Annotated in this window: 16 protein-coding genes and 1 pseudogene; 7 read left to right on the top strand and 10 right to left on the bottom strand. The window is 70.6% G+C overall.

The features are described 5' to 3' along the window. Positions 1-633 (top strand): hypothetical protein (locus tag E3O23_RS17970; protein ID WP_198415105.1); only part of this gene is annotated, 633 nt, incomplete at its 5' end. Positions 634-725: 92 nt separating this feature from the next. Here the strand turns inward: E3O23_RS17970 and E3O23_RS02710 are convergent. The 4 genes from E3O23_RS02710 to E3O23_RS02695 all read right to left on the bottom strand — a co-directional run bounded on the left by E3O23_RS02710 (position 726) and on the right by E3O23_RS02695 (position 4,031). Continuing rightward, entirely contained in the window at positions 726-2,045 is a 1,320-nt protein-coding gene (locus E3O23_RS02710) for an aminotransferase class V-fold PLP-dependent enzyme (RefSeq protein ID WP_134487941.1), read from the bottom strand. A 238-nt stretch (positions 2,046-2,283) separates the two neighbouring features. Next, a complete protein-coding gene (locus E3O23_RS02705; RefSeq protein ID WP_134487939.1) occupies positions 2,284-3,117 on the bottom strand; it encodes an aldo/keto reductase in 834 nt (277 codons plus the stop codon). 93 nt (positions 3,118-3,210) lie between these two features. Beyond that, complete coding sequence (locus E3O23_RS02700; RefSeq protein ID WP_134487937.1) at positions 3,211-3,678, bottom strand: hypothetical protein; 468 nt, start codon at positions 3,676-3,678, stop codon at positions 3,211-3,213. After that, positions 3,675-4,031: a DUF2249 domain-containing protein gene (locus E3O23_RS02695; protein WP_134487935.1), complete on the bottom strand. Its 357-nt coding sequence runs from the start codon at positions 4,029-4,031 to the stop codon at positions 3,675-3,677. Before E3O23_RS02695 ends, E3O23_RS02700 begins: the two co-directional genes overlap by 4 nt. A gap of 44 nt (positions 4,032-4,075) precedes the next feature. Here E3O23_RS02695 and E3O23_RS02690 point away from each other — a divergent pair, with 44 nt between their 5' ends. Then, positions 4,076-4,540, top strand: coding sequence for a group III truncated hemoglobin (locus E3O23_RS02690; protein ID WP_134487933.1), 465 nt, complete (start codon positions 4,076-4,078; stop codon positions 4,538-4,540). 60 nt (positions 4,541-4,600) lie between these two features. Here E3O23_RS02690 and E3O23_RS02685 read toward each other — a convergent pair whose 3' ends face one another. Both E3O23_RS02685 and E3O23_RS02680 read right to left on the bottom strand, forming a co-directional pair. Further along, positions 4,601-5,593, bottom strand: coding sequence for an IS481 family transposase (locus E3O23_RS02685; protein WP_134487931.1), 993 nt, complete (start codon positions 5,591-5,593; stop codon positions 4,601-4,603). 128 nt (positions 5,594-5,721) lie between these two features. Next, complete coding sequence (locus E3O23_RS02680; RefSeq protein ID WP_134487929.1) at positions 5,722-6,405, bottom strand: helix-turn-helix transcriptional regulator; 684 nt, start codon at positions 6,403-6,405, stop codon at positions 5,722-5,724. A gap of 79 nt (positions 6,406-6,484) precedes the next feature. Between E3O23_RS02680 and hrpA the strand changes: the two are divergent. Further along, positions 6,485-10,369: pseudogene (gene hrpA, locus E3O23_RS02675) on the top strand (ATP-dependent RNA helicase HrpA); the annotation flags it as partial. Positions 10,370-10,651: 282 nt separating this feature from the next. Further along, positions 10,652-12,364: a glycoside hydrolase domain-containing protein gene (locus E3O23_RS18420; protein WP_338145294.1), complete on the top strand. Its 1,713-nt coding sequence runs from the start codon at positions 10,652-10,654 to the stop codon at positions 12,362-12,364. Between the two features lie 95 nt (positions 12,365-12,459). Here E3O23_RS18420 and E3O23_RS02670 read toward each other — a convergent pair whose 3' ends face one another. From E3O23_RS02670 to E3O23_RS02655, 4 genes are all read right to left on the bottom strand, one after another. Beyond that, positions 12,460-13,254 carry an amino acid ABC transporter ATP-binding protein gene (locus E3O23_RS02670; RefSeq protein WP_277613869.1) on the bottom strand — a complete coding sequence of 265 codons (795 nt, stop codon included), beginning with the start codon at positions 13,252-13,254 and terminating at the stop codon, positions 12,460-12,462. Next, positions 13,251-14,276 carry an amino acid ABC transporter permease gene (locus E3O23_RS02665; RefSeq protein WP_134487925.1) on the bottom strand — a complete coding sequence of 342 codons (1,026 nt, stop codon included), beginning with the start codon at positions 14,274-14,276 and terminating at the stop codon, positions 13,251-13,253. Before E3O23_RS02665 ends, E3O23_RS02670 begins: the two co-directional genes overlap by 4 nt. A gap of 3 nt (positions 14,277-14,279) precedes the next feature. Further along, positions 14,280-15,176, bottom strand: coding sequence for an ABC transporter substrate-binding protein (locus E3O23_RS02660; protein ID WP_134487923.1), 897 nt, complete (start codon positions 15,174-15,176; stop codon positions 14,280-14,282). A gap of 141 nt (positions 15,177-15,317) precedes the next feature. Then, complete coding sequence (locus tag E3O23_RS02655) at positions 15,318-16,283, bottom strand: sulfurtransferase (protein WP_134487921.1); 966 nt, start codon at positions 16,281-16,283, stop codon at positions 15,318-15,320. Between the two features lie 143 nt (positions 16,284-16,426). Here E3O23_RS02655 and E3O23_RS02650 point away from each other — a divergent pair, with 143 nt between their 5' ends. The 3 genes from E3O23_RS02650 (at position 16,427) to E3O23_RS02640 (ending at position 19,653) form a co-directional block, all read left to right on the top strand. Beyond that, complete coding sequence (locus E3O23_RS02650) at positions 16,427-17,638, top strand: MFS transporter (protein WP_134487919.1); 1,212 nt, start codon at positions 16,427-16,429, stop codon at positions 17,636-17,638. Between the two features lie 152 nt (positions 17,639-17,790). Further along, positions 17,791-18,705: a DUF559 domain-containing protein gene (locus E3O23_RS02645; RefSeq protein ID WP_134487917.1), complete on the top strand. Its 915-nt coding sequence runs from the start codon at positions 17,791-17,793 to the stop codon at positions 18,703-18,705. 129 nt (positions 18,706-18,834) lie between these two features. Beyond that, the gene (locus E3O23_RS02640; protein ID WP_134487915.1) at positions 18,835-19,653 is read left to right on the top strand and encodes an aldo/keto reductase; all 819 of its coding nucleotides are present in this window, start codon (positions 18,835-18,837) and stop codon (positions 19,651-19,653) included. Positions 19,654-19,755: the final 102 nt, after the last annotated feature.

Raw genomic sequence — 19,755 nt, 5'->3', positions numbered from 1 at the left:
CGGACCGACGGGCCCGGCGTCCGGGCCGAGTTCGGGCTGGTCGCCGGCGGCCCCTGGCGACGGCGCCGCTTCGCCGCGCTGCTGGTCGCCGCCGGCGCGCTCGCGGGCGCATTGGCGACGTTCGCGGGCGCGACCCTGGCCGGTCCGGCAGAACTTCCCACGGATGCCGGCCCGGCGGCCAAGGTCAGCGTCGACTACTCGGCGCCCCGCCCGGCTGCGCCCCGGGCACCCGAGCCGAACATCCTGCAGATCTTCGACGAGCCGGCGAACTTCCCCAACGGGAAGGTCCCCGACCTCGGCGACCGGTTCGTTCCGACGTCGATTCGGAGCGTCGGCGCCGTGCCGGCCGAGGCCGGCTACGGCGTCTACGTGGCCCAGCGCGGCACGGCGCAATATTGCATCGTCGTGCAGAACCCCGACCACACCGGCACGAGCGCCTGCGCCGGCCCGGGCGCCCTCGCCAGGAACGGGCTGCGGGTCACCGCCACCGTCCTCGGCACGGTCACGGTGAGCGGCAATCCGCGGATGCCTGTGCTGCTCGAATTGTATGTGGTCTGGGCGCCGGACGGATCGATCACGACGACGTCGCACCCCCGAGTCGACGCGTGCGTGGCCGCCCCTGCCGACTGCTGACCGGGCGGCCCGCGCTGCCGACGGCCTCCGCCCGGCCGGCCCGCGCTGCTGACGGCCCGCGCCCTGACGGCCTCCGCCAGCCGGCCTGGGAGCTACCCGCCGCAGCTGCGCGGACCCGCCCCGGAGAGCGCCGGCGCCCAGTCGGGGCGAGGGCGGGAATCGTTGGCGACGGTCCACTGGCCGTCGACGAGTTCGTACTCCCAGGAGGCTCCCTCGTGCAGGAACCGGGCAAGCGCGACCAGAAGGGCCGAGACATCCGCGGCCGACGACCCGACCCCGACGCTGGCCCGCAGCGCCGGCTCCGACACCCCCAGGCGCTCGAGCAGCGGATGCGCGCAGAACCAGCCGTCGCGCACGCCGATGCCCCACTCGGCGGAGAGATAGCTCGCCAGCAAGCGCGAATCCACGCCGTCGACGGCGAAGCTGACGACGCCGACCGGCTCGACCGAGTCCGGGAAGATCTGCAGCACGCGCACGCCGGGCAGCGCGGTGAGCCCGTCCACGAGCTGGTGGCGCAGCGCCGATTCGTGCGCGCCCCACGCTTTCTCGTCGAGCAGGGCGAGTTCCTGCACCGACCGGGCCAGGGCGGTCACGCCGAGCACGTTCGGCGAGCCGGCCTCGTGCCGGGCGGCCCCGGTACGCCAGACGGCCTCGGTGAGCGAGACCCGGCCCACGGCACCGCCGCCGAACAGGTACGGTTCCGCGGCATCCAGCCAGTCGCCGCGGCCGACGAGCACCCCGGCGCCGAACGGCGCGTAGGTCTTGTGTCCGGAGAAGGCGAGGTAGTCGACGCCGTCGAAGGCGAGGTCGATCCGCCGGTGCGGCACGAGCTGGGCGCCGTCGACGGCGAGGCGGGTGCCGTAGCGGTGGGCGATCGTGGCCAGGCGGCGCAGCGGCAGGGTCTCCCCGGTCACGTTGCTCGCGCCGGTGACGGTCAGCAGCGCGGCGGGGCGCGCGGCCAGTTCCGTTTCGATCCGGCCGAGCGTTTCGGCGACGGTGGCCCCGGCCACGATGACGCGGCCGGCCGTCCGGGTCCACGGCAGAAGGTTGGCGTGGTGTTCGATGTCGAGCACCACGGTGTCGCCCGGCACGACGCCGGCGAGGAGGTTGAGCGCGTCGGTGGTGTTGCGGGTGAAGATCACCTGGTCGTCCGGGCGGGCGCCGACGAACTCGGCGATGACATCCCGGGCGTGCTCGTACGCGGAGGTGGACACCTGCGAGGCGTAGCCGGCGCCGCGGTGCACGCTGGCGTACAGCGGCAGCACCGTGTTGACGTGGCTGGCCACCACGGCGAGCGCCGGCGAGGAGGCCGCGTAGTCCAGGTTCACATACCGGGCGGTGCGTCCGTCGACGAGGGGGACGCTGAGGTCTCCCCCGACGACCGGGAGCAGTGGAGCGTCCGCGGGTGGCATGGCGGACTAGCGGATGGTCGGGGTCGGCTGGGCGGGACAGATGCGGCTCATGTTCTGACGCTAAACGCGCCCGCCGGATGCCGCCAGCCTCCGCCGACACACGGCGTAAGAGTCCCCGACACACGGCGAAACAGTCGCCGACACCCGGCGCGACGTTCGCCCACACCCGGCTCAGGAGTCGCCGGGACCGCCCGGGGCACGTCCGCGGCGAGGCGCGAACGAACCCGGGGCCGTCCGGTTAGTTGACCTCGTCCGGGTGTGCGCTGACCCGGCCGGCGCTCTCCAGCGCGGTGATCGCCGCGAGCTCCGGGGCGCTCAGTTCGAAGTCGAACACGTCGAAGTTCTCGGCCATGCGCGAGCGCTTGTCAGACTTCGGGAAGACGATGTTGCCCAGCTGCAGGTGCCAGCGGATGACGACCTGGGCCGGGGACTTGCCGTGCGCTGCCGCGGCGCCGGCCACGGCGGGCTCATCGAAGAGCGGGTACTTGCCCTGGCCGAGCGGGCCCCAGGCCTCGATCTGGATCCCGTTCGCGCGGGCGAACGCGGTGACCTCCGGCTGCTGGTGCGCGGGGTGCAGTTCGATCTGGTTGACCGCGGGCACGACATCCGTCTCGGCCAGCAGCCGCTCGAGGTGCGGCACGAGGAAGTTCGAGACGCCGATCGAACGGGCGCGGCCCGACTCGCGGATCTTCTCGAGCGCCTTCCAGGCCTCGACGTACTTGTCGTTGGCGGGAGCCGGCCAGTGGATCAGGTACAGGTCGACGTATTCGAGGCCGAGCTTCTCGAGGCTTTCGTCGAAGGCGTCGAACGCCGACTGGGTGCCCTGGCGGTCGTTCCACAGCTTCGTGGTCACGAACAGCTCCGAGCGGGCGATTCCGGAGTTCGCGAGGGCGTCGCCGACGCCGGCCTCGTTGCCGTAGATCGCCGCGGTGTCGATGTGGCGGTAGCCCACCTCGAGGGCGTCGGAGACGATGCGGAGCGTCTCGTTCGGATCGACCTTGAACACGCCGAACCCGAGCTGCGGGATGGTGTGGCCGTCGTTGAGGGTCAGGGTGGGTACCGGATTCGTCATGGGCCCAGCCTAGGGAATCCGACGGGATCAGCGGAATCGGCGGCCCTCGTCGCGGCGGAACAGCCATGCACCGGGGCGTCCGCCCTGTTCGGCTCAGGGCGCGCGGAGGTGCGCCAGGACGAGTCCGATCGGGATGCCGGCGAGCAACACGGCGAGCGCGCCCCGGTAGGTCCATCGGGACAAGCGCGGGCCGGTGCCGCCTCGAACCGTGTGCGCCATCACGCCGAGGGCGAGCACCAGCGCGGCGCCGCCGATGTCGACGATCACCGGGTTCCGGACGAGGGTGCCGCCGATGACGAGGGCGCTGCCGAGGTTCCAGGCGGCCAGTTCGGTGGCCAGGACGGCCGTTGACGGCGACCGCGCGGCGAGAGCGCCCTGGGATGCGCCGAGCGCGATCTGCGCCACCCCGCCGACCAGCACCAGGTACGCGGCGGCCCAGGATCCGTGCTCGAGCTGCAGGGGGCCGGTGACCGCCGCCACCAGTCCCCCGGCCACGATGCCCGCTCCGCCGACGATCAGGAACGGGCCGCCGGGGAGGACCCGCGTGTCGTGGGCGCTCACTCGGCGGCGGCGCGGAGGAACCGGAGCCGCCAGCTCTCCGGACCCCGGTCGAGGTAGGACACGGCGAACCGGCCTGGCGCGCGTTCCTCGATCTGGGCGAGCAGCGGCAGCGGGTCGTGTGGTGCGATCAGGACCAGGCCGGCACCCGGATCGATCGAGTCCAGGGCCCCGAAGACCGTGGCGTGGCGAATCGCGTGCGGCACAACACGCACGTCGAGTTCGGGGTGGGCCTGGTCGGCCACTACGCCGCACTCGCAGGCGTGGGCGGCATCAGGGCCGGCCGGGACAGGGGCGGCAGCGGCTTCCGCCGCCTTCGAGACCAAAGTGATCGGGAGAAATGCGTTGGTTTCCATGAATAGAACGTAACATCATCCGTTCTAGTCTGTAGGGTGAAGTCATGGAACGTGAGCTGGCAGACCTGCAGAACCGGGACGATGTCCTCACCCTGGTGAACGATTTCTACCACCGGGCCTTCGACGACGAGCTGCTCGGCCCGATCTTCATCGACGTCGCCCGGATGGACCTGGCCCACCACCTGCCGATCATCTGCGACTTCTGGGAGACGGTGCTGTTCCAGGCCGGGCTGTACCGGCGCAACGCCCTGCAGGTCCACCTGAGCCTGAACGCCCGCGCCCCGCTCGGCGCCCCGCACTTCGAGCGATGGCTCGCGCTCTGGTCGGCCACGGTCGACTCCAACTTCGCCGGCGAGAAGGCCGAGCTGGCCAAGACCCAGGGCGGCCGGATCGCTGGATCGATCCAGCGGCGCCTGCAGGGTGGGTCCGGCAGCGATTTCGAGAGCCTCCGCACCCATCCGGCTCCGGGATCCGGAGCTGCCCCGGGCGGCGAAGCGACGCGCTTGTAGCCCGCCGCAGCGCGCGTGCTGCGCCACCCGCGCAACGGCGCACGGCCCGCGAAGCTCGAACTAGCTGTACTGCCCAGGCAGGTTAGTTAACCGGGTGATGGGCGGGACCTTGCCGATCGCGGTGTGGGGCCTGTGGTGATTGTATTCATGGAGCCAGGCCGGTAGTGCGTTTCGACGGGCTGATTCGGTGGCGTAGAACCGGCTGAAGGCCCAGCCGTCGGCCATTGTGCGGTGGAAGCGTTCGATCTTCCCGTTGGTTTGCGGGCGGTAGGGCCGGGTCTTCTTGACCTTGATGCCGAGGTCGCGGCAGGTGTCTCGCCAGAGGTGGGATTTGTAGGCGGAGCCGTTGTCGGAGAGAACCCGTTCAACGGTGATGCCGCGAGCGGCGAACCAGGACACGGCCCGCTGCAGGACGCCCACCGCGGTGATCGCGGTTTCGTCGTTGTGGATCTCGGCGTAGGCGACGCGGGAGTTGTCATCGATGACCGTGTGCACGAACGCGGTCCCGAGTTGAGGGTCGTGCCACTTGCTGCGGGGAGCGCCCGGTGTCGCGGCCCGGTTCTTCCCGCCTTGCTGTCGCCCCACAAATCGATGGCCGCCACCATCAGGGATATTGCCGAGTTTCTTCACGTCCACGTGGATCATGGCGCCGGGTTTGTCGTGCTCGTAGCGGCGCACCACTTCACCCGTCCTGACGTCGACATGGTGCAGTTTGTTCAGTCGGCAGCGCGCCAGGACCGCGTGCACGGTTGAGGCCGGCATGCCGAGTTTGGCCCCGATCGCGACCGGGCCGAGGCGCTTCTTCCACCGCAAATGCACGACCTTGCGCACGAGCAGCTGCGGGGTTTTCGTCGGCATGTGGTGCGGACGAGAGGAGCGGTCGCTCATTCCTTCTTCGCCCATCGCGGCATACCGGTCGGCCCACCGTTTCGCGGTCGGCCAGGACACGTTATAGATCCGGGCGGCGAAGACGATCGACTTGTGGTCCTCGACGATCAGGCGCGCGAGTCGCAGACGGTGACGCGGAGTCAAAGCAGCATTAGCGTGGGACACGAGGACCTCCTGGTTTCTGAAGTGAACAGCCTTTGACAGCTCCACTTCACAACCGGAGGTCCTCGCTCACGTTCAACGACTACAGCGAGTCGTCACATCCACTCAACCAACCTGCCTGGGCAGTACAACTAGCCCCAGTGGCCCCGCAGCTTCACGACGCAGAGGTCGGGCTCGACGAACGGATGCAGTTCCACGTCGTTCTCGTCGTGCCCGAGGGCGCGGGCCGCGCCGCGGAGCAGTCCGAGGTGAACCGAGCAGACGACATCCGGGTTCTGCCGCGCCTCCTCCCGGAACGGGCAGGCCCTGAGCTCGATCGTGCGCGTGCCGGCCTCCGCGTCCGGGCTGCCGGCGGCGACCTGCTCCGGGTCGAAGCCGAGCCGGTCGAGGATCCGCATCACCGGAGCTACTGCCCCGGGGCTCGCCGGATCCAGCACTCCCGCGTAGTCGGCCGACCAGCGCTCGCCCGCGCGGACGGCTCGGCCGCGGCCCCCGTCCGCGTCTTCGGTGAACGCTGCCGCGAGCCTCTGGTTCAGCTCCCGCTGCGCGTCCACCTCGCGGGTGACCGGGCTGGCGACGAAGAGGATGCGCGGCCGGCCGCGCGCTCCCGCGCGCTCGGTCAGCCGGCGCACGAGTCCGGCCTGCTCGAGCTGCTCGAGGTGGAATCGCGCCGTCGTGACGTGCAGCTGGATGCCCGCGGCCACCGCGGCCGCGTCGAGGGGCGCCTCGGCTGCCCGCAGGAGCTCGAGCACCCGCCGCCTCGGGTCGGAGGCGAGGGCGGCATGTCGGCCGTGGGCCTGCTCCTGGCTGGTCATGTTTTGAGGGTAACATCATGCGGTTAAAGCGTGCGTGCGCCCGGGAACAACCGCGCCCGCGAAGTACGATTGGGATGCCATGCTCCCCGTTGCCATCACCTTCCCCGCCGAACTGCCGGTCAGCCAGCGACGGGACGACATCGCCGCCGCCATCCGCGACCACCAGGTCGTCATCCTCGCCGGCGCGACGGGCTCGGGCAAGACCACCCAGCTGCCCAAGATCTGCCTCGAGCTCGGCCGGGAGAGCATCGGGCACACCCAGCCGCGCCGCCTCGCCGCTCGCACGATCGCCGAGCGCATCGCCGAGGAACTCGGCCAGGAGGTCGGCCAGACGGTCGGCTACCAGGTGCGTTTCACCGACCGGGTCGGCGTCGACACCCGCATCAAACTCATGACCGACGGCATCCTGCTGAACGAGATCCACCGCGACCGGATGCTGCGGAAGTACGACACGATCATCATCGACGAGGCGCACGAGCGCAGCCTCAACATCGACTTCCTGCTCGGCTACCTCCGTCAGCTGCTGCCCAGGCGCCCCGACCTCAAGCTCATCATCACCTCGGCGACGATCGACCCGCAGAGCTTCGCGAAGCATTTCGCCGCCGCCGACGGCACCCCGGCGCCGGTGATCGAGGTCTCCGGCCGCACCTACCCGGTCGAGATCCGCTACCGCGCGCTCGTCGCCGAGGCCATGGCCGAGGACGAGACGGCGGATGCCGCGCCGGCCGTCGACCGCGACTACATCGAGGGCATCTCGGCCGCGCTCGACGAGCTCGAACGCGAGTCGGACGGCGATGTGCTCGTCTTCCTCAGCGGCGAGACCGAGATCCGGGATGCCGCCGACGCCCTGCAGGGAAAGTTCGCCTCGAGCGGCCGCGCCGGCCCGACCGAGATCCTGCCGCTCTACGGGCGGCTCTCTTCCGCCGACCAGCACCGCGTGTTCCAGCCCTCGACCGTCGCGGGCGTGCGCCGCCGGATCGTGCTCGCCACGAATGTGGCCGAGACGAGCCTGACCGTGCCCGGCATTAAGTACGTGATCGACGCCGGCACCGCCCGGATCAGCCGGTACAGCGTGCGTTCCAAGGTGCAGCGGTTGCCGATCGAGGCGATCTCGCAGGCATCCGCCAACCAGCGCTCGGGCCGCAGCGGCCGCACCAGCGACGGGATCGCGATCCGGCTGTACTCCGAGGAGGACTTCACCAGGCGGCCGGAGTACACCGAGCCGGAGATCCTGCGCACGAACCTCGCCGCGGTCATCCTGCAGATGATCTCGCTCGGCCTCGGCGACATCGCGGCGTTCCCGTTCCTCACCCCGCCGGACTCCCGCGGCATCAAGGACGGCCTCGACCTGCTCGCCGAGCTCGGCGCGGTCGCGCCGGGCACCGTCGGCGGGGTCTCGAAGCTCACCAGGATCGGGCAGCAGCTCGCGCAGTTGCCGATCGACCCGCGCTTCGGGCGGATGGTGATCGAGTCGAAGAGCCAGGGCACCAGCCGCGAGGTGATGGCGATCGTCTCCGGGCTCACCATCCAGGACCCGCGCGAGCGACCGTTGGAGCGCCGAGCGCAAGCCGACCAGCAGCACGCCCGGTTCGCCGACCCGACGAGCGACTTCCTCAGCCTGCTCAACCTCTGGAACTACCTTGAGACAAAGCAGAAGGAGCTCGGCTCGAGCGCGTTCCGGCGCCTGTGCAAGACCGAGTTCCTCAACTACCTCCGGGTGCGCGAGTGGCAGGACGTCTACAAGCAGCTCCGCCAGCTGGCCAAACCGCTCGGCCTGCAGATCGGCGAGCCGAGCGCGAACCCGGACGGCATCCACCGGTCGCTGCTGGCCGGGCTGCTCTCGCACATCGGCCTGAAGGACACCGCGAAGAAGGACTACGTCGGCGCCCGGCAGCAGCGCTTCGTGCTCTTCCCCGGCTCGACCCTCGCGAAGAAGCAGCCGGCCGCGGTGATGAGCGCGGAACTCGTCGAGACGAGCCGCCTGTTCGCCCGGATGAACGCCGCCATCGATCCGGCGTGGGCCGAGCCGCTGGCCGGGGCGCTCTGCAAACGCAGCTACTCCGAACCGCACTGGGAGAAGAAGCAGGGAGCGGCCGTCGTCTACGAGCGGGTCACCCTCTACGGCGTCCCGATCGTGCCCCGGCGCCGCGTGCAGTTCGCCCGCGTCGACCCCGCCTACGCCCGCGAGCTGTTCATCCGGCACGCACTGGTCCAGGGCGAGTGGGACCTCGACCGGGCCGACAACCAGCCCCCGGCCCGCGGCGGGCGCGGCGACAACGGCACGAACCGGAGCGGGAACCGGGGCGACGACCGGTCCGGCCGGCCGGCCGCGACCCGTCCGGGCGCCGGCCCCGGCATGTGGGCGTTCGACCTGGCGAACAAGAAGCTGCGCGCCGAACTCGCCGAGCTCGAGGAGCGCACGCGGCGCCGCGACATCCTCTTCGACGACGAGGCCATTTTCGAGTTCTACCAGCGACGTATTCCCGCCGACGTATGGTCGACGCGGTCGTTCGAGAGCTGGTGGCGCACGGCCCGGCTCGAGACGCCCGACCTGCTCACCATGACCGCCGACGCGCTGGTCGCCGAGGACACCCCCGAGGTCGACGAGTCGCTCTTCCCACCCACCTGGCAGCAGGGCGACCAGCGCTACGCGCTCAGCTACCGCTTCGAACCAGGCGCGGAGGACGACGGAGTGACCGTGCGAGTGCCGCTCGCCTTGCTGGCACGGATGTCTCCCGCCGGCTTCGACTGGCAGGTGCCCGGGCTCCGGGCAGAGCTGGTCACGGCACTGATCAAGTCGCTGCCGAAGGCGATCCGGCGCAACGTCGTGCCGGCGGCCGACTGGGCGGCCCGACTGCTCACCGAGCTGCCGCCTGCGCCCGGAGTGGTGTCGACGGTCTCGACCGGCTCCGCCGTCAGTGAGACCGCGTTCACCGAGACGCTCGCCTCGCTCATCCAGAAGCTCACCTACGTGCCGGTCGCCCCGGCGGACTTCGACCTGGGTCGCGTGCCCGCGCACCTGAGGATGACGTTCTTCGTCGTCGACGAGCGCGGCCGCACGGTCGCCGGCGGCAAGGACCTCGGCGAACTCCAGCTCCGCCTCGGCAGCCGCGTCCGCGAGAGCGTCGCCGCGGCATCCGCGGCCACCCCGAACGCCATCGAACGCGGCGGCCTGACCACCTGGGACTTCGTCGAACTCCCCCGCTTCCTCGACACGAAACAGGGCGACAACACGATCCGCGGCTATCCGACCCTGGTCGATGAGGGCACGTCGGTGGCGATCCGGATGATGAGCACCGAGGCCGAGCAGGCCCGGCACCTGCCGACCGGCGTGCGCCGCCTGCTCCTGCTCGCCACCCCGTCGCCGGCCGCGTACGTGCAGCAGCACCTCACCGGCGCCGAGAAGCTCAGCCTCGCCACCAGCCCGTACCGCAGCACCGCGGCGCTGTTCGAGGACTGCCTCGCGGCATCCGTCGACGACGTGCTGTTCCGGGTGCGGCCAGGCGGCCAGGTCTTCATGCGCGCCGAGTTCGACAGCATCCGCGACCGCGTCTCCGGGGTCGTGATGGACTCGATGTTCGAGACCGTCGGACTCGTGGCCCGCATCCTCGCGGCGAGCCGGGCCGCCGACAAGCTGCTCAAGGCCTCCACCAGCATGGCGCTCCTCCCCGCCCTCAGCGACGCCCGCCAGCAGCTCGAGGGTCTCGTCTACCCGGGCTTCGTCAGCGCGACCGGCCTCGCGCAGCTCCGGCACCTGCCGCGTTACCTGGGCGGGATCACCGCCCGGATCACCAAGCTGATCGACAACCCCAGCCGCGACCGAGTCTGGATGAACGAGGTGCAGGCCGCGACCGCCAGGTTCACGGATGCCGGCGGCACGATCCCCCTGCCGCCCGGCGCGCCGACCCACCTGGTTCGGGTGCGCTGGATGATCGAGGAGCTGCGGATCAGCCTCTTCGCCCAGGAGCNCCCCCCCCCCCCCCCCCCCCCCCCCCCCCCCCCCCCCCCCCCCCCCCCCCCCCCCCCCCCCCCCCCCCCCCCCCCCCCCCCCCCCCCCCCCCCCCCCCCCCCCCCCCCCGCGCTGAGCTGCGGACAAAGTACCTTCATTTCGAAATCAAAGGGTGTTTCTCCGCAACTCAGTTGCCTCTCCGCATGTCAGCGCGGGCGGGCCGACCCTTGCCTCCCGCGTGGCGTGGTGCTGCAATGTCCTCATCGCCCCACACGGGAGTGGGACGCTGGATCGGGGATGGCCATGGACAGGTCATGTCGGGTGCTGGCGGCTGTCGTCGCTGCGGCGCTCGCGGCGGTGACGCTCATCGCGCCGGCCGCGCAGGCCACGCAGGCCGCGCAGGCCACGCAGGCCACGCAGGCCACGCAGGCCACGCAGGCAATCCAGGCAGTCCAGGGCACCGCACCCGCGGCATCCGTCGCCGCGCTCCCGGCCCAGCTCCCGGCCGCGCTCCCGGCCGCGGCCAACGTCCCTGCCCCCGGCACCTACGCCGGGCCCGGCTTCGACGCGTGCTCCGCGCCTGCTCCGGATCTCATGGCCACCTGGCTGACCGCGTCGCCGTACCGGGCCGTCGGCATCTACATCGGCGGGGTGAACCGGTTCTGCACCCAGCCGCAGCTGACCGCCGCCTGGGTGACCGCGCAGCAGGCCGCCGGCTGGCACCTGGTGCCGATCTACCTGGGCCTGCAGCCGTACTGCACCACGTCGAACAAGGAGTTCCGGTTCACGTCGGCGAACGCCGCGGCATCCGGCCGGGCCGCCGCCGACGACGCGGTCGCCCAGGCCACCGCCCTCGGGCTCGCGCGCGGCAGTGCGATCTTCAACGACATCGAGGCCTACAGCACGACCGATCCGGTCTGCCGCACGGCGGTGCTCACCTTCCAGAGCGCCTGGACCGCGCGGCTGCACGACCGGGGCTTCCTCTCCGGTTTCTACAGCAGCCTCTCCTCCGGGGTCGCCGACCAGGTCGCCGTCTACGGATCGACCGCGTACGTGCGCCCCGACTACCTGTGGTTCGCCCGCTACGACGGTGTCGCCACGACCCTGAACCCGGCCATCCCGAGCGGCTATTGGCCGCACCGCAGGATCAAGCAGTACCAGAACCCGGCGCTCACCGGCGGGCCGGAGACCTGGGGCGGCAAGTCCCTCGAGGTCGACCGCGACCAGCTCGACGTCACCCCGGTGCCCGCGACCCCGTTCGGCGACTTCACCGGCAACGGCTGGTCGGATCTGCTCTCCCGCCAGACCGCGACCGGCTACCTGTTCCTCTACCCGGGCAACGGCACCGGGCTCGGCAGCCCGACGCGGATCGGGTCGGGCTGGAACGGCCTGGACTCGATCAGCCGGCTCGGTGACTTCAACCGGGACGGCAAGGAGGATGTCCTCGCCCGCGAGCCCGCCAGCGGCGCGCTGCTGCTCTACCGCGGCACCGGCTCGGGTCTGAGCTCCCGGCTGAAGATCGGGTCCGGCTGGACCGGGATGCGCGAGATCACGCCCGTCGGCGACCTCAACCGCGACGGCTACTCCGACCTGGTCGCCGTGCAGACGTCGACCGGATGCCTGTACTACTACCGAGGACGCGGGACCTCGCTCCTGGCCGGCGTGCGGCTCGGCTGCGGCTGGAACGCGATGAGCGAGCTCGTCGGCCTCGGCGACTTCACCCGCGACGGCCGGGTCGACCTGGCGGCGCGGACGACCGCGACCGGCGAGCTGTGGCTCTATCCGGGAAACGCGGCGGTCAGCTTCGGCCCGCGCAGCCGCATCGGGACGAGCTGGAACACCATGCGCGACCTGGTCGGCGTCGGCGACTTCGACCGGGACGGCTTCACCGACCTGGTCGCGATCAAGTCCGCGACCGGCGAGCTGTTCCGCTACCCCGGCCGGGGAACGTCGCTCGGGACGGCCCTGCGCATCGGCACCAGCTGGACCGGCATGCGCCCCATCCTCTAGCCCCTATTCCCCACCCGCATCCCCGCGAAACCGCAGTTGTGCGCGCTAAAACACGCGGATATCGCGCACAACTGCGGTTTCGCGGGTGTGGGGGGCTAGAGGACCTTGGAGAGGAAGGCCTGGGTGCGCCGGTGCTGCGGGTTGGAGAGCACCTCGTCGGGGTCGCCGGACTCCACGACCACGCCGCCGTCCATGAACACGAGCGAATCTGCGACCTCGCGGGCGAAGCCCATCTCGTGCGTGACGACGATCATCGTCATGCCCTCCTTGGCGAGCCCCTTCATGACGTCGAGCACCTCACCGACGAGCTCGGGGTCGAGCGCGCTGGTCGGCTCGTCGAAGAGCATCAGCTTGGGCTCCATCGCGAGCGCCCGGGCGATCGCAACCCGCTGTTGCTGGCCGCCGGACAGGTGCGCGGGGTAGTAGTCCGCGCGGTCGGCCAGGCCGACCCGGGCCAGGAGGGCGCGGGCATCCTGCTCGACCTTGGCCCTGGGCACCTTCTTGACCCGCAGCGGCGCCTCCATCACGTTCTCCAGCGCCGTCATGTGCGGGAACAGGTTGAACCGCTGGAACACCATGCCGATGTCGCGGCGCTGCCTGGCCGCATCCTTGGGCGCCAGCTCGTAGAGCTTGCCGCCTGCCTCGCGGTAACCGATGAGGTCGCCGTCGACCATCAGCCGGCCCGCGTTGACCACCTCGAGGTGGTTGATGCAGCGCAGGAAGGTGGACTTGCCCGATCCGCTGGGACCGACGAGGCACATGACCTCGCCGTGCTTCACCTCGAGCGAAATGCTCTTGAGCACCTCGTTCGACCCGAAACTCTTCGACACGCGGTCGGCGAGCACCATGGGCGCCCGGGCTGCCGCGCTCGGCGTGGTTGCGTCACTCATCGCGGTTCTCCCGGCTTGGTCGGTGGTGGCCCGTCGCCGGGCGGCCGCACGACGGTGGGCTGGCCGGAGCCGAGCGGAACAGCACCGGTGAGGGTGCCCGACATCGTGTCGATCTTGCGGTCCTCACGTGCGCCGACGCCGCGCGCGAAGCGCTTCTCCAGGAAGTGCTGGCCCACCATCAGGATCGAGGTGAAGAACAGATACCAGATCGAGGCGACGATCAGCAGCGGAATCGGGGTGAACGTCTCCGCCGAGATGTCCCGGGAGCGGGTGTAGAGGTCGAAGCTGTAGGGCACGGCCGTCACGAGCGAGGTCGTCTTCAGCATCGAGATGACCTCGTTGCCGGTCGGCGGGATGATCACCCGCATCGACTGCGGCAGGATGACCCGCCACATCGTCTGGAACCAGGTCATGCCGAGCGCGGTCGCGGCCTCGTCCTGGCCCTTGTCCACCGAGAGCAGGCCGGCCCGCACGATTTCGGCCATGTAGGCCGCCTCGTTGAGGGCGAGCCCGATGATCGCCAGGGTGAACGTACTCAGCGCGGCATTGGTCTCGAAGGAGAACCACGGCTCCATGAACGGGATGCCGATGTCGATCGTCGAGTAGATGATCGACAGCAGACCCCAGAACACCAGCTGCACGTAGACCGGGGTTCCGCGGAACACCCAGAGGTAGAACCAGGCGAGGCTGTTGACCACGGGGTTCGGGGTCAGGCGCATGACGGCCAGGATGACGCCGAGAATGATGGCGATGACCATCGAGTAGACGGTCAGCTGGAGCGTGTTGAGCGCCGCCTCGGTGATCCGGCGGTCGAAGACGTACTTCGCGACGAAGTCCCACTTGTACGCTTCCCGCCCGGCCGCGTCGACGATGAACAGCACGAAGCCGACGACCAGCACGACGGCGAAGACGATGCGCCACGGATGCCTGAGCCGGATCGCCTTGATCGGCTCCGACTCCCTCGCGCCGCCGGCCGGCGGGGTTGCCCCCGCCGGCGGACGGCTGTTGTTCGTGGTGCTCACCCGTTAACCGTTCGCGGCTGCGTTGATCGTGATCTCGTCGATGCCTCCGTCGGAGACACCCCACTTGTCGAGGATGTCGGCGTAGGAGCCGTCGTCGACCATCGACTGCAGCGCGGCCTGGATCGCCTCGGCCAGTCCGGAGTCCTTGCCGACCGCGATGCCGTACGGCGCGACGTCGAAGGTTTCGCCGGCGAGCTGGAGCTTGCCCTCGGTCTTCGAGATCGCGTACAAGGTGACCGGTGAGTCAGCACTCATGGCGTCGGCCTGGCCGAGCACAACCGCGTTGGTCGCAGCATCCTGGGTGTCGAACGGGACCTTCTGGATCGGGGCCTTGCCGGCGGCGACGCAGGCCTCGCTCTTGGCCGGAACCTCGTTGGTGTCCTCGTAGGTGGTGGCCTGCACGGCCACCTTGAGCCCACAGGCGTCGTCGGGGTCGACATCCTTACCCTTGGGAGACGCCCACTGGATGCCCGCCGTGTAGTAGTTCACGAAGTCGACGATCTTCTCGCGCTCGACGTTGTCGGTGAACGAGGAGACTCCGATGTTCACCTTCCCGCCGGTGACGCTCGGGATGATGTTGTCGAACTTCGACACCTGGTACTCGGGCTCGAGGCCGAGCTTGGCGGCGACGGCGGCGGCGATCTCGACGCCCCAGCCGATCGGCTTGCCGGCCTCGTCCTTGAACTCGTTCGGGGCGTAGGTCGGGTCGGTGCCGATGATGAGCTTGCCGGAATCGGCGATCTTCGCCGGGAGCAGCGCGGAGGCGGCGGCGTCCTTCTTCACGCTGCTCGTCGAGTCGCCCGTGGATCCGCCGGGGCTGGGCGTCGAGTTGTCGACGCAGCCGCTCAGCAGGAGGACGGCCACGGCCGCAATGGCCGGGAATGCATATCTAGCGCGCATGGCAAGACCTTCTTCGTAGTTGTCGGTGCTGCGGGGTCATCATTGATCCGCGTTGGGGTTTGCGACAGGGATGAGCCTAATACAACCCGCCAAGCGCGGATTCCGTGCGCAGATAACGTTTTGGAGTAGCAATACCGGCCGTCAGAGGCCGACGTGCGGTCGACTATGATCGTCGGCGCGAGACCGGGTGTCGCCCGACTCCGCGGGGCGGCCGGGCAGATCGCCCGTCTCGACCGGCCGGCCGGGCAGGTTGGACCACTGCGACCAGGACCCCGGGTACAGCGCCGCCCGGAAGCCCGCGACGGCCAGCGCCGCGGCCTGGTGGGCGGCCGTGACCCCGGAGCCGCAGTACACGCCGACGTCCACGGCATCCGTCACGCCGAGCCGCTCGAACCGGGCGCGGAGTTCGCCGGCCGGCAGGAAGCCCCCGTCGGGGCCCAGGTTCAGGGTTGTCGGAGCGCTGATCGCGCCCGGGATGTGGCCGGCGCGAGGGTCGATCGGCTCCGTGTCGCCGCGGTAGCGCTCGGCGGCCCGGGCGTCGAGGAGCACGCCGGTTCCCGGGAGCGCGGCGGCGGCATCCACGTCGAGGGTGGCCAGACGGCCGTACGCGAGGGTCACGGCGCCGGGCGCGATGGGCTCCTCGCCGGCGACGAGCGGCAGGCCTGCGTCGCGCCAGGCGGCGAGCGACCCGTCGAGCAGCAGCACGTCGCGCACGCCGGCGTGGCGCAGCAGCCACCAGGCGCGCGCGGCCGAGAGGTTGCCCAGGTCGTCATAGACGACGACCGTGTCGCCGTCGTTCAGCCCCCACCGGCGAGCGGCCTCCTGCAGCACGTCGATGGACGGCAGCGGATGCCGCCCGTCGGTCGGCGCACCGTGGCCGGCGAGCTCCTCGTCGAGGTCGACGTACGCGGCGCCGGGGAGGTGGCCGGCCAGGTACTCGGTCCGCCCGGGCGGACCGCCGAGCTTCCAGCGCACATCCAGCAGTCGGAGATGTCCCCGTCGGGCAGCGCCGGTGCGGCCGTCGGTGTTGCCGTCCGTGCGGCCGTCGGTGTTGCCGTCTGCGGCCAGCGCGGCGGCGAGATCCTCGGCCGTAATCAGTGTTCGCACGACCCAACGCTACCCGTTCGGCGTTTCCCTGCGGCCGGCACAGGGAACGGCACAGGGAAACTGCACGCGGCGGCGATTCTGCGCCTCTCCCCCGCTCCCGGACGGCGGTTTCGTGCGGAGCCCCGCCAATAGACTTGACCATTGTGAGCAGCTACCTGAGCCTTCTGAAGACGCCGGGCGTTGCCCGCGTCATCGGCGCCCAGTTGACGGCTCGATTCCCCTTCGGGATGCTCTCGCTCGCCTTCCTCATCCACCTCGAGCGGGTCTACGACTCCTACGGCGCCGCGGGCCTGGTGCTCGGCGCGATGAGCATCGGCCAGGCGATCGCCGGCCCGCTGACCAGTCGGCTGATGGGTCGCTGGGGCATCCGCCCGGTCGTCCTGGTGACGATGACGGTGTGCACGATCTCGATCGTGCTGATGGCCCTCCTGCCGCTCGCGGTCTACGGGGTCATGCTGATCGGGTTCCTCGCCGGGCTGTCGATGCCGCCGATCCAGCCGGCCGTGCGCACGATCTACCCCAAGATCGTCAACTCGCGCCAGCTCACCCCTCTGTTCTCGCTCGATGCCTCGGCGCAGGAGATCATCTGGGTGCTCGGCCCGGTGATCGCCACCTTCGTGGCGATCCAGGTCAGCACGGTGGCCGGCATCCTGCTCGCCGCGGTCTTCCTCGTCGGCGGCGGCCTGTGGTTCGTTTCCCTGCCGGAGGTCGGCCGGGTGCGCATCCCGCGCAGCAAGCGCGCGATCGGCGCCGTGCTGAAGAAGCCGGAGGTGCTGCTCAGCACGATCGTCGGCTTCATGCTCGTCGCAGCCTGCGCCGCAGTCGAGGCCGGTGTCGTGGCCGCCTTCGGCCACGGCAGCGCCGAGTCCGGCTGGGTGCTGGCCATCTTCGCGGTCGGTTCCCTCATCGGCGGGCTCGCCCTCGGGCACGCCCCGATCGGGCCGTGGGCGCTGGCCGGGCGGATGCTCATCGTGACGGTCGGCCTGGCGCTGGCCGCCTTCGACCTGGGCTTCTGGTGGCTCGCGGTGACCCTCCTGCTTGCCGGCGTCGGCATCGCGCCCGCGTTCGCTGTGCTGTTCGGCATCGTCTCGGCCAGCGTCAAGTTCAGCGACACCGCCGAGGCCTACGGCTGGGTCGGCACCGGCCAGCTGATCGGGGCCGCCCTCGGCTCCGCCGTCGCCGGGTTCCTGATCGACCACTCCGGACCCACGGCCGCGATCATCGTCGCCGCCGGATTCGCCGCGCTGGGCACCCTCATCCCGGCCCTCGGCCGGCGCTGGCATCCCGACCTGCGCGGACGTGACATCGGGCCCATCCCCGACACCGAGCCCATCCGCACCATCCAGGTCTCCTGACTCGCGCTCCCTCCCCTTTCGCCCTCGCCCCCTTCGCCGAACTGTGAGTTCGGCACCTTCGCGGGCGCCGGGAAGGTGCCGAACTCACAGTTCGGCGAGGGGGGTGTGGAGAACTTCGGACGTGGGCGCGCGCATCCGTCATCATCGTGGGCATGGCCGCCCGAATCGTGCTCCCGCCGGAACTCGCAGACGAACCATTCTCGGTGCGCCGGGCCCGGGAACTGGGTCTCGGCAGGAGCCGCCTGGGCGGGCCGGACCTCGAGAAGCCCTACCGGGGGTTGCGCACAGCCGCTCCCGCGCCGGCCTCGGTGCGGGAGCTCAGCCGCGCGTACGCGGCACGGATGCCGCCCACCCACGTCTTCAGCCACGGAACGGCCGCCGTGCTCCACGGCATGCCGCTGCCCGGCCGGCTGCAGCACGACCGCGCGCTCCACGTGACGGTGCCGGCGAAGAACCGGCCTCCGCAGATTGCCGGGATCGTCGGGCACGAACTACAGGCCGGCCTGATGGATGTCGAGCTTCTCGACCTGCTGCCGGTGACCTCGCCCCTGCAGACCTGGATCGACCTCGGCACCATGCTGACCCGGGGCGAACTGATCGCGGTCGCCGATTTCCTCTGCGGCGGCTCCGCCCCGCGCTACGAGCCGCAGGACCTCCGCGCGGCCGCCGCCCAGCTGAAGGGGCGCCGCGGCTGCCGCGCCCTGCGGGAGGCCGCCGCGCTCGCGCGCGCCCGGGTCGACTCCCCCAAGGAGACCGAGGTCCGGCTCCTTCTGGTCGACACCGGCCTGCCGGAGCCGGTCGCCAACTTCCCGGTGACGGATGCCTCAGGTCGCGTCATCGCGCGGGTCGACCTCGCCTGGCCGCAGTTCCGGCTGTGCATCGAGTATGAGGGCGATACTCACCGCACGGACCGCGAGCGGTTCCGCAGCGACATCACGCGCAGGGAGCGGCTTGAGGACGCGGGCTGGCGGGTCATCCGAATCACCGACGACGATCTGCGGGACGGCGGCCGAGAGCTGCTCCGCCGGGTGCGGTCCGCCCTCGCCGCCCGAGGCTACCGCGCCTGACCCCACCTGACCCACCCGACCCTCCCGACCCACGTCCCCCTCGCCGAACTGTGAGTTTGGCACCTTCCCGAAGCCCGCGAAGGTGCCAAACTCACAGTTCGGCGGAAGGAAGGTTGCTTTAATGGGGGCATGGATGGGTGGCTGAGACTTAATGACGGGCGGAGCATTCCGCGGCTGGGGCTGGGCGTCTACAAGGTGGCGGATGACCTCGCCGCGGACACCGTGCAGGTCGCGCTCGAAGCCGGGTACCGCCACATCGACACGGCGGCGATGTACGAGAACGAGCGCGGCGTCGGCCGGGGCATCGCCCGGTCGGGGCTGCCCCGCGGCGACGTCTTCGTCACGACGAAGGTCTGGGACGACTCCCACGGCTACGACAAGACCCTGCGCGCCTTCGACGAGAGCCTCGCCAGGCTCGGGCTCGACTACGTCGACCTGTACCTCATCCACTGGCCCGCACCGCGGCAGGACCGCTACGTCGACACCTACCGCGCACTCGAAACCCTCCGCGCCGACGGGCGCGCCCGCTCGATCGGGGTGTCCAATTTCCACACGCACCACATCGACCGCCTGCTCCGTGAGACGGATGTCGTCCCCGCGGTCAACCAGGTAGAACTGCACCCCTGGCTGCAGCAGGCCGAGCTCCGCCGGTACGACGCGGCCCACGGCATCCTGACCGAGGCCTGGTCTCCGCTGGCCCGCGGCCGCGCGATCGGCAACCCCGTGCTGGACGCGATCGGGGCCAGGCATGGCAAATCGGCGGCGCAGGTCGTGATCCGCTGGCACCTGGAGCTGGGCAACGTGGTGATTCCGAAGTCCGTCTCGCCGGCGCGCATCCGCGAGAACCTCGACGTGTTCGACTTCGCGCTGGATGCCGGGGACCTGGCTGCCATCGCCGCCCTGGACTCCGGCGAGCGCACGGGCAAGGACCCCGACGACCACGGCTAGCCACAATACCGTTCAGTTAAGCGTTTGAATGGTGATTTCTGAGGTGTTCAGGGGTTGTGGCCATTGGGCGTGGTGGAGACGTTTGGCGGGCCACTTGGAGAT

Source organism: Cryobacterium tagatosivorans (assembly GCF_004402215.1).
Classification (GTDB): Bacteria; Actinomycetota; Actinomycetes; order Actinomycetales; family Microbacteriaceae; genus Cryobacterium; species Cryobacterium tagatosivorans.
Note: the sequence above shows the minus strand (reverse complement) of the source record. Positions and strands in the feature narration are given on the sequence as shown.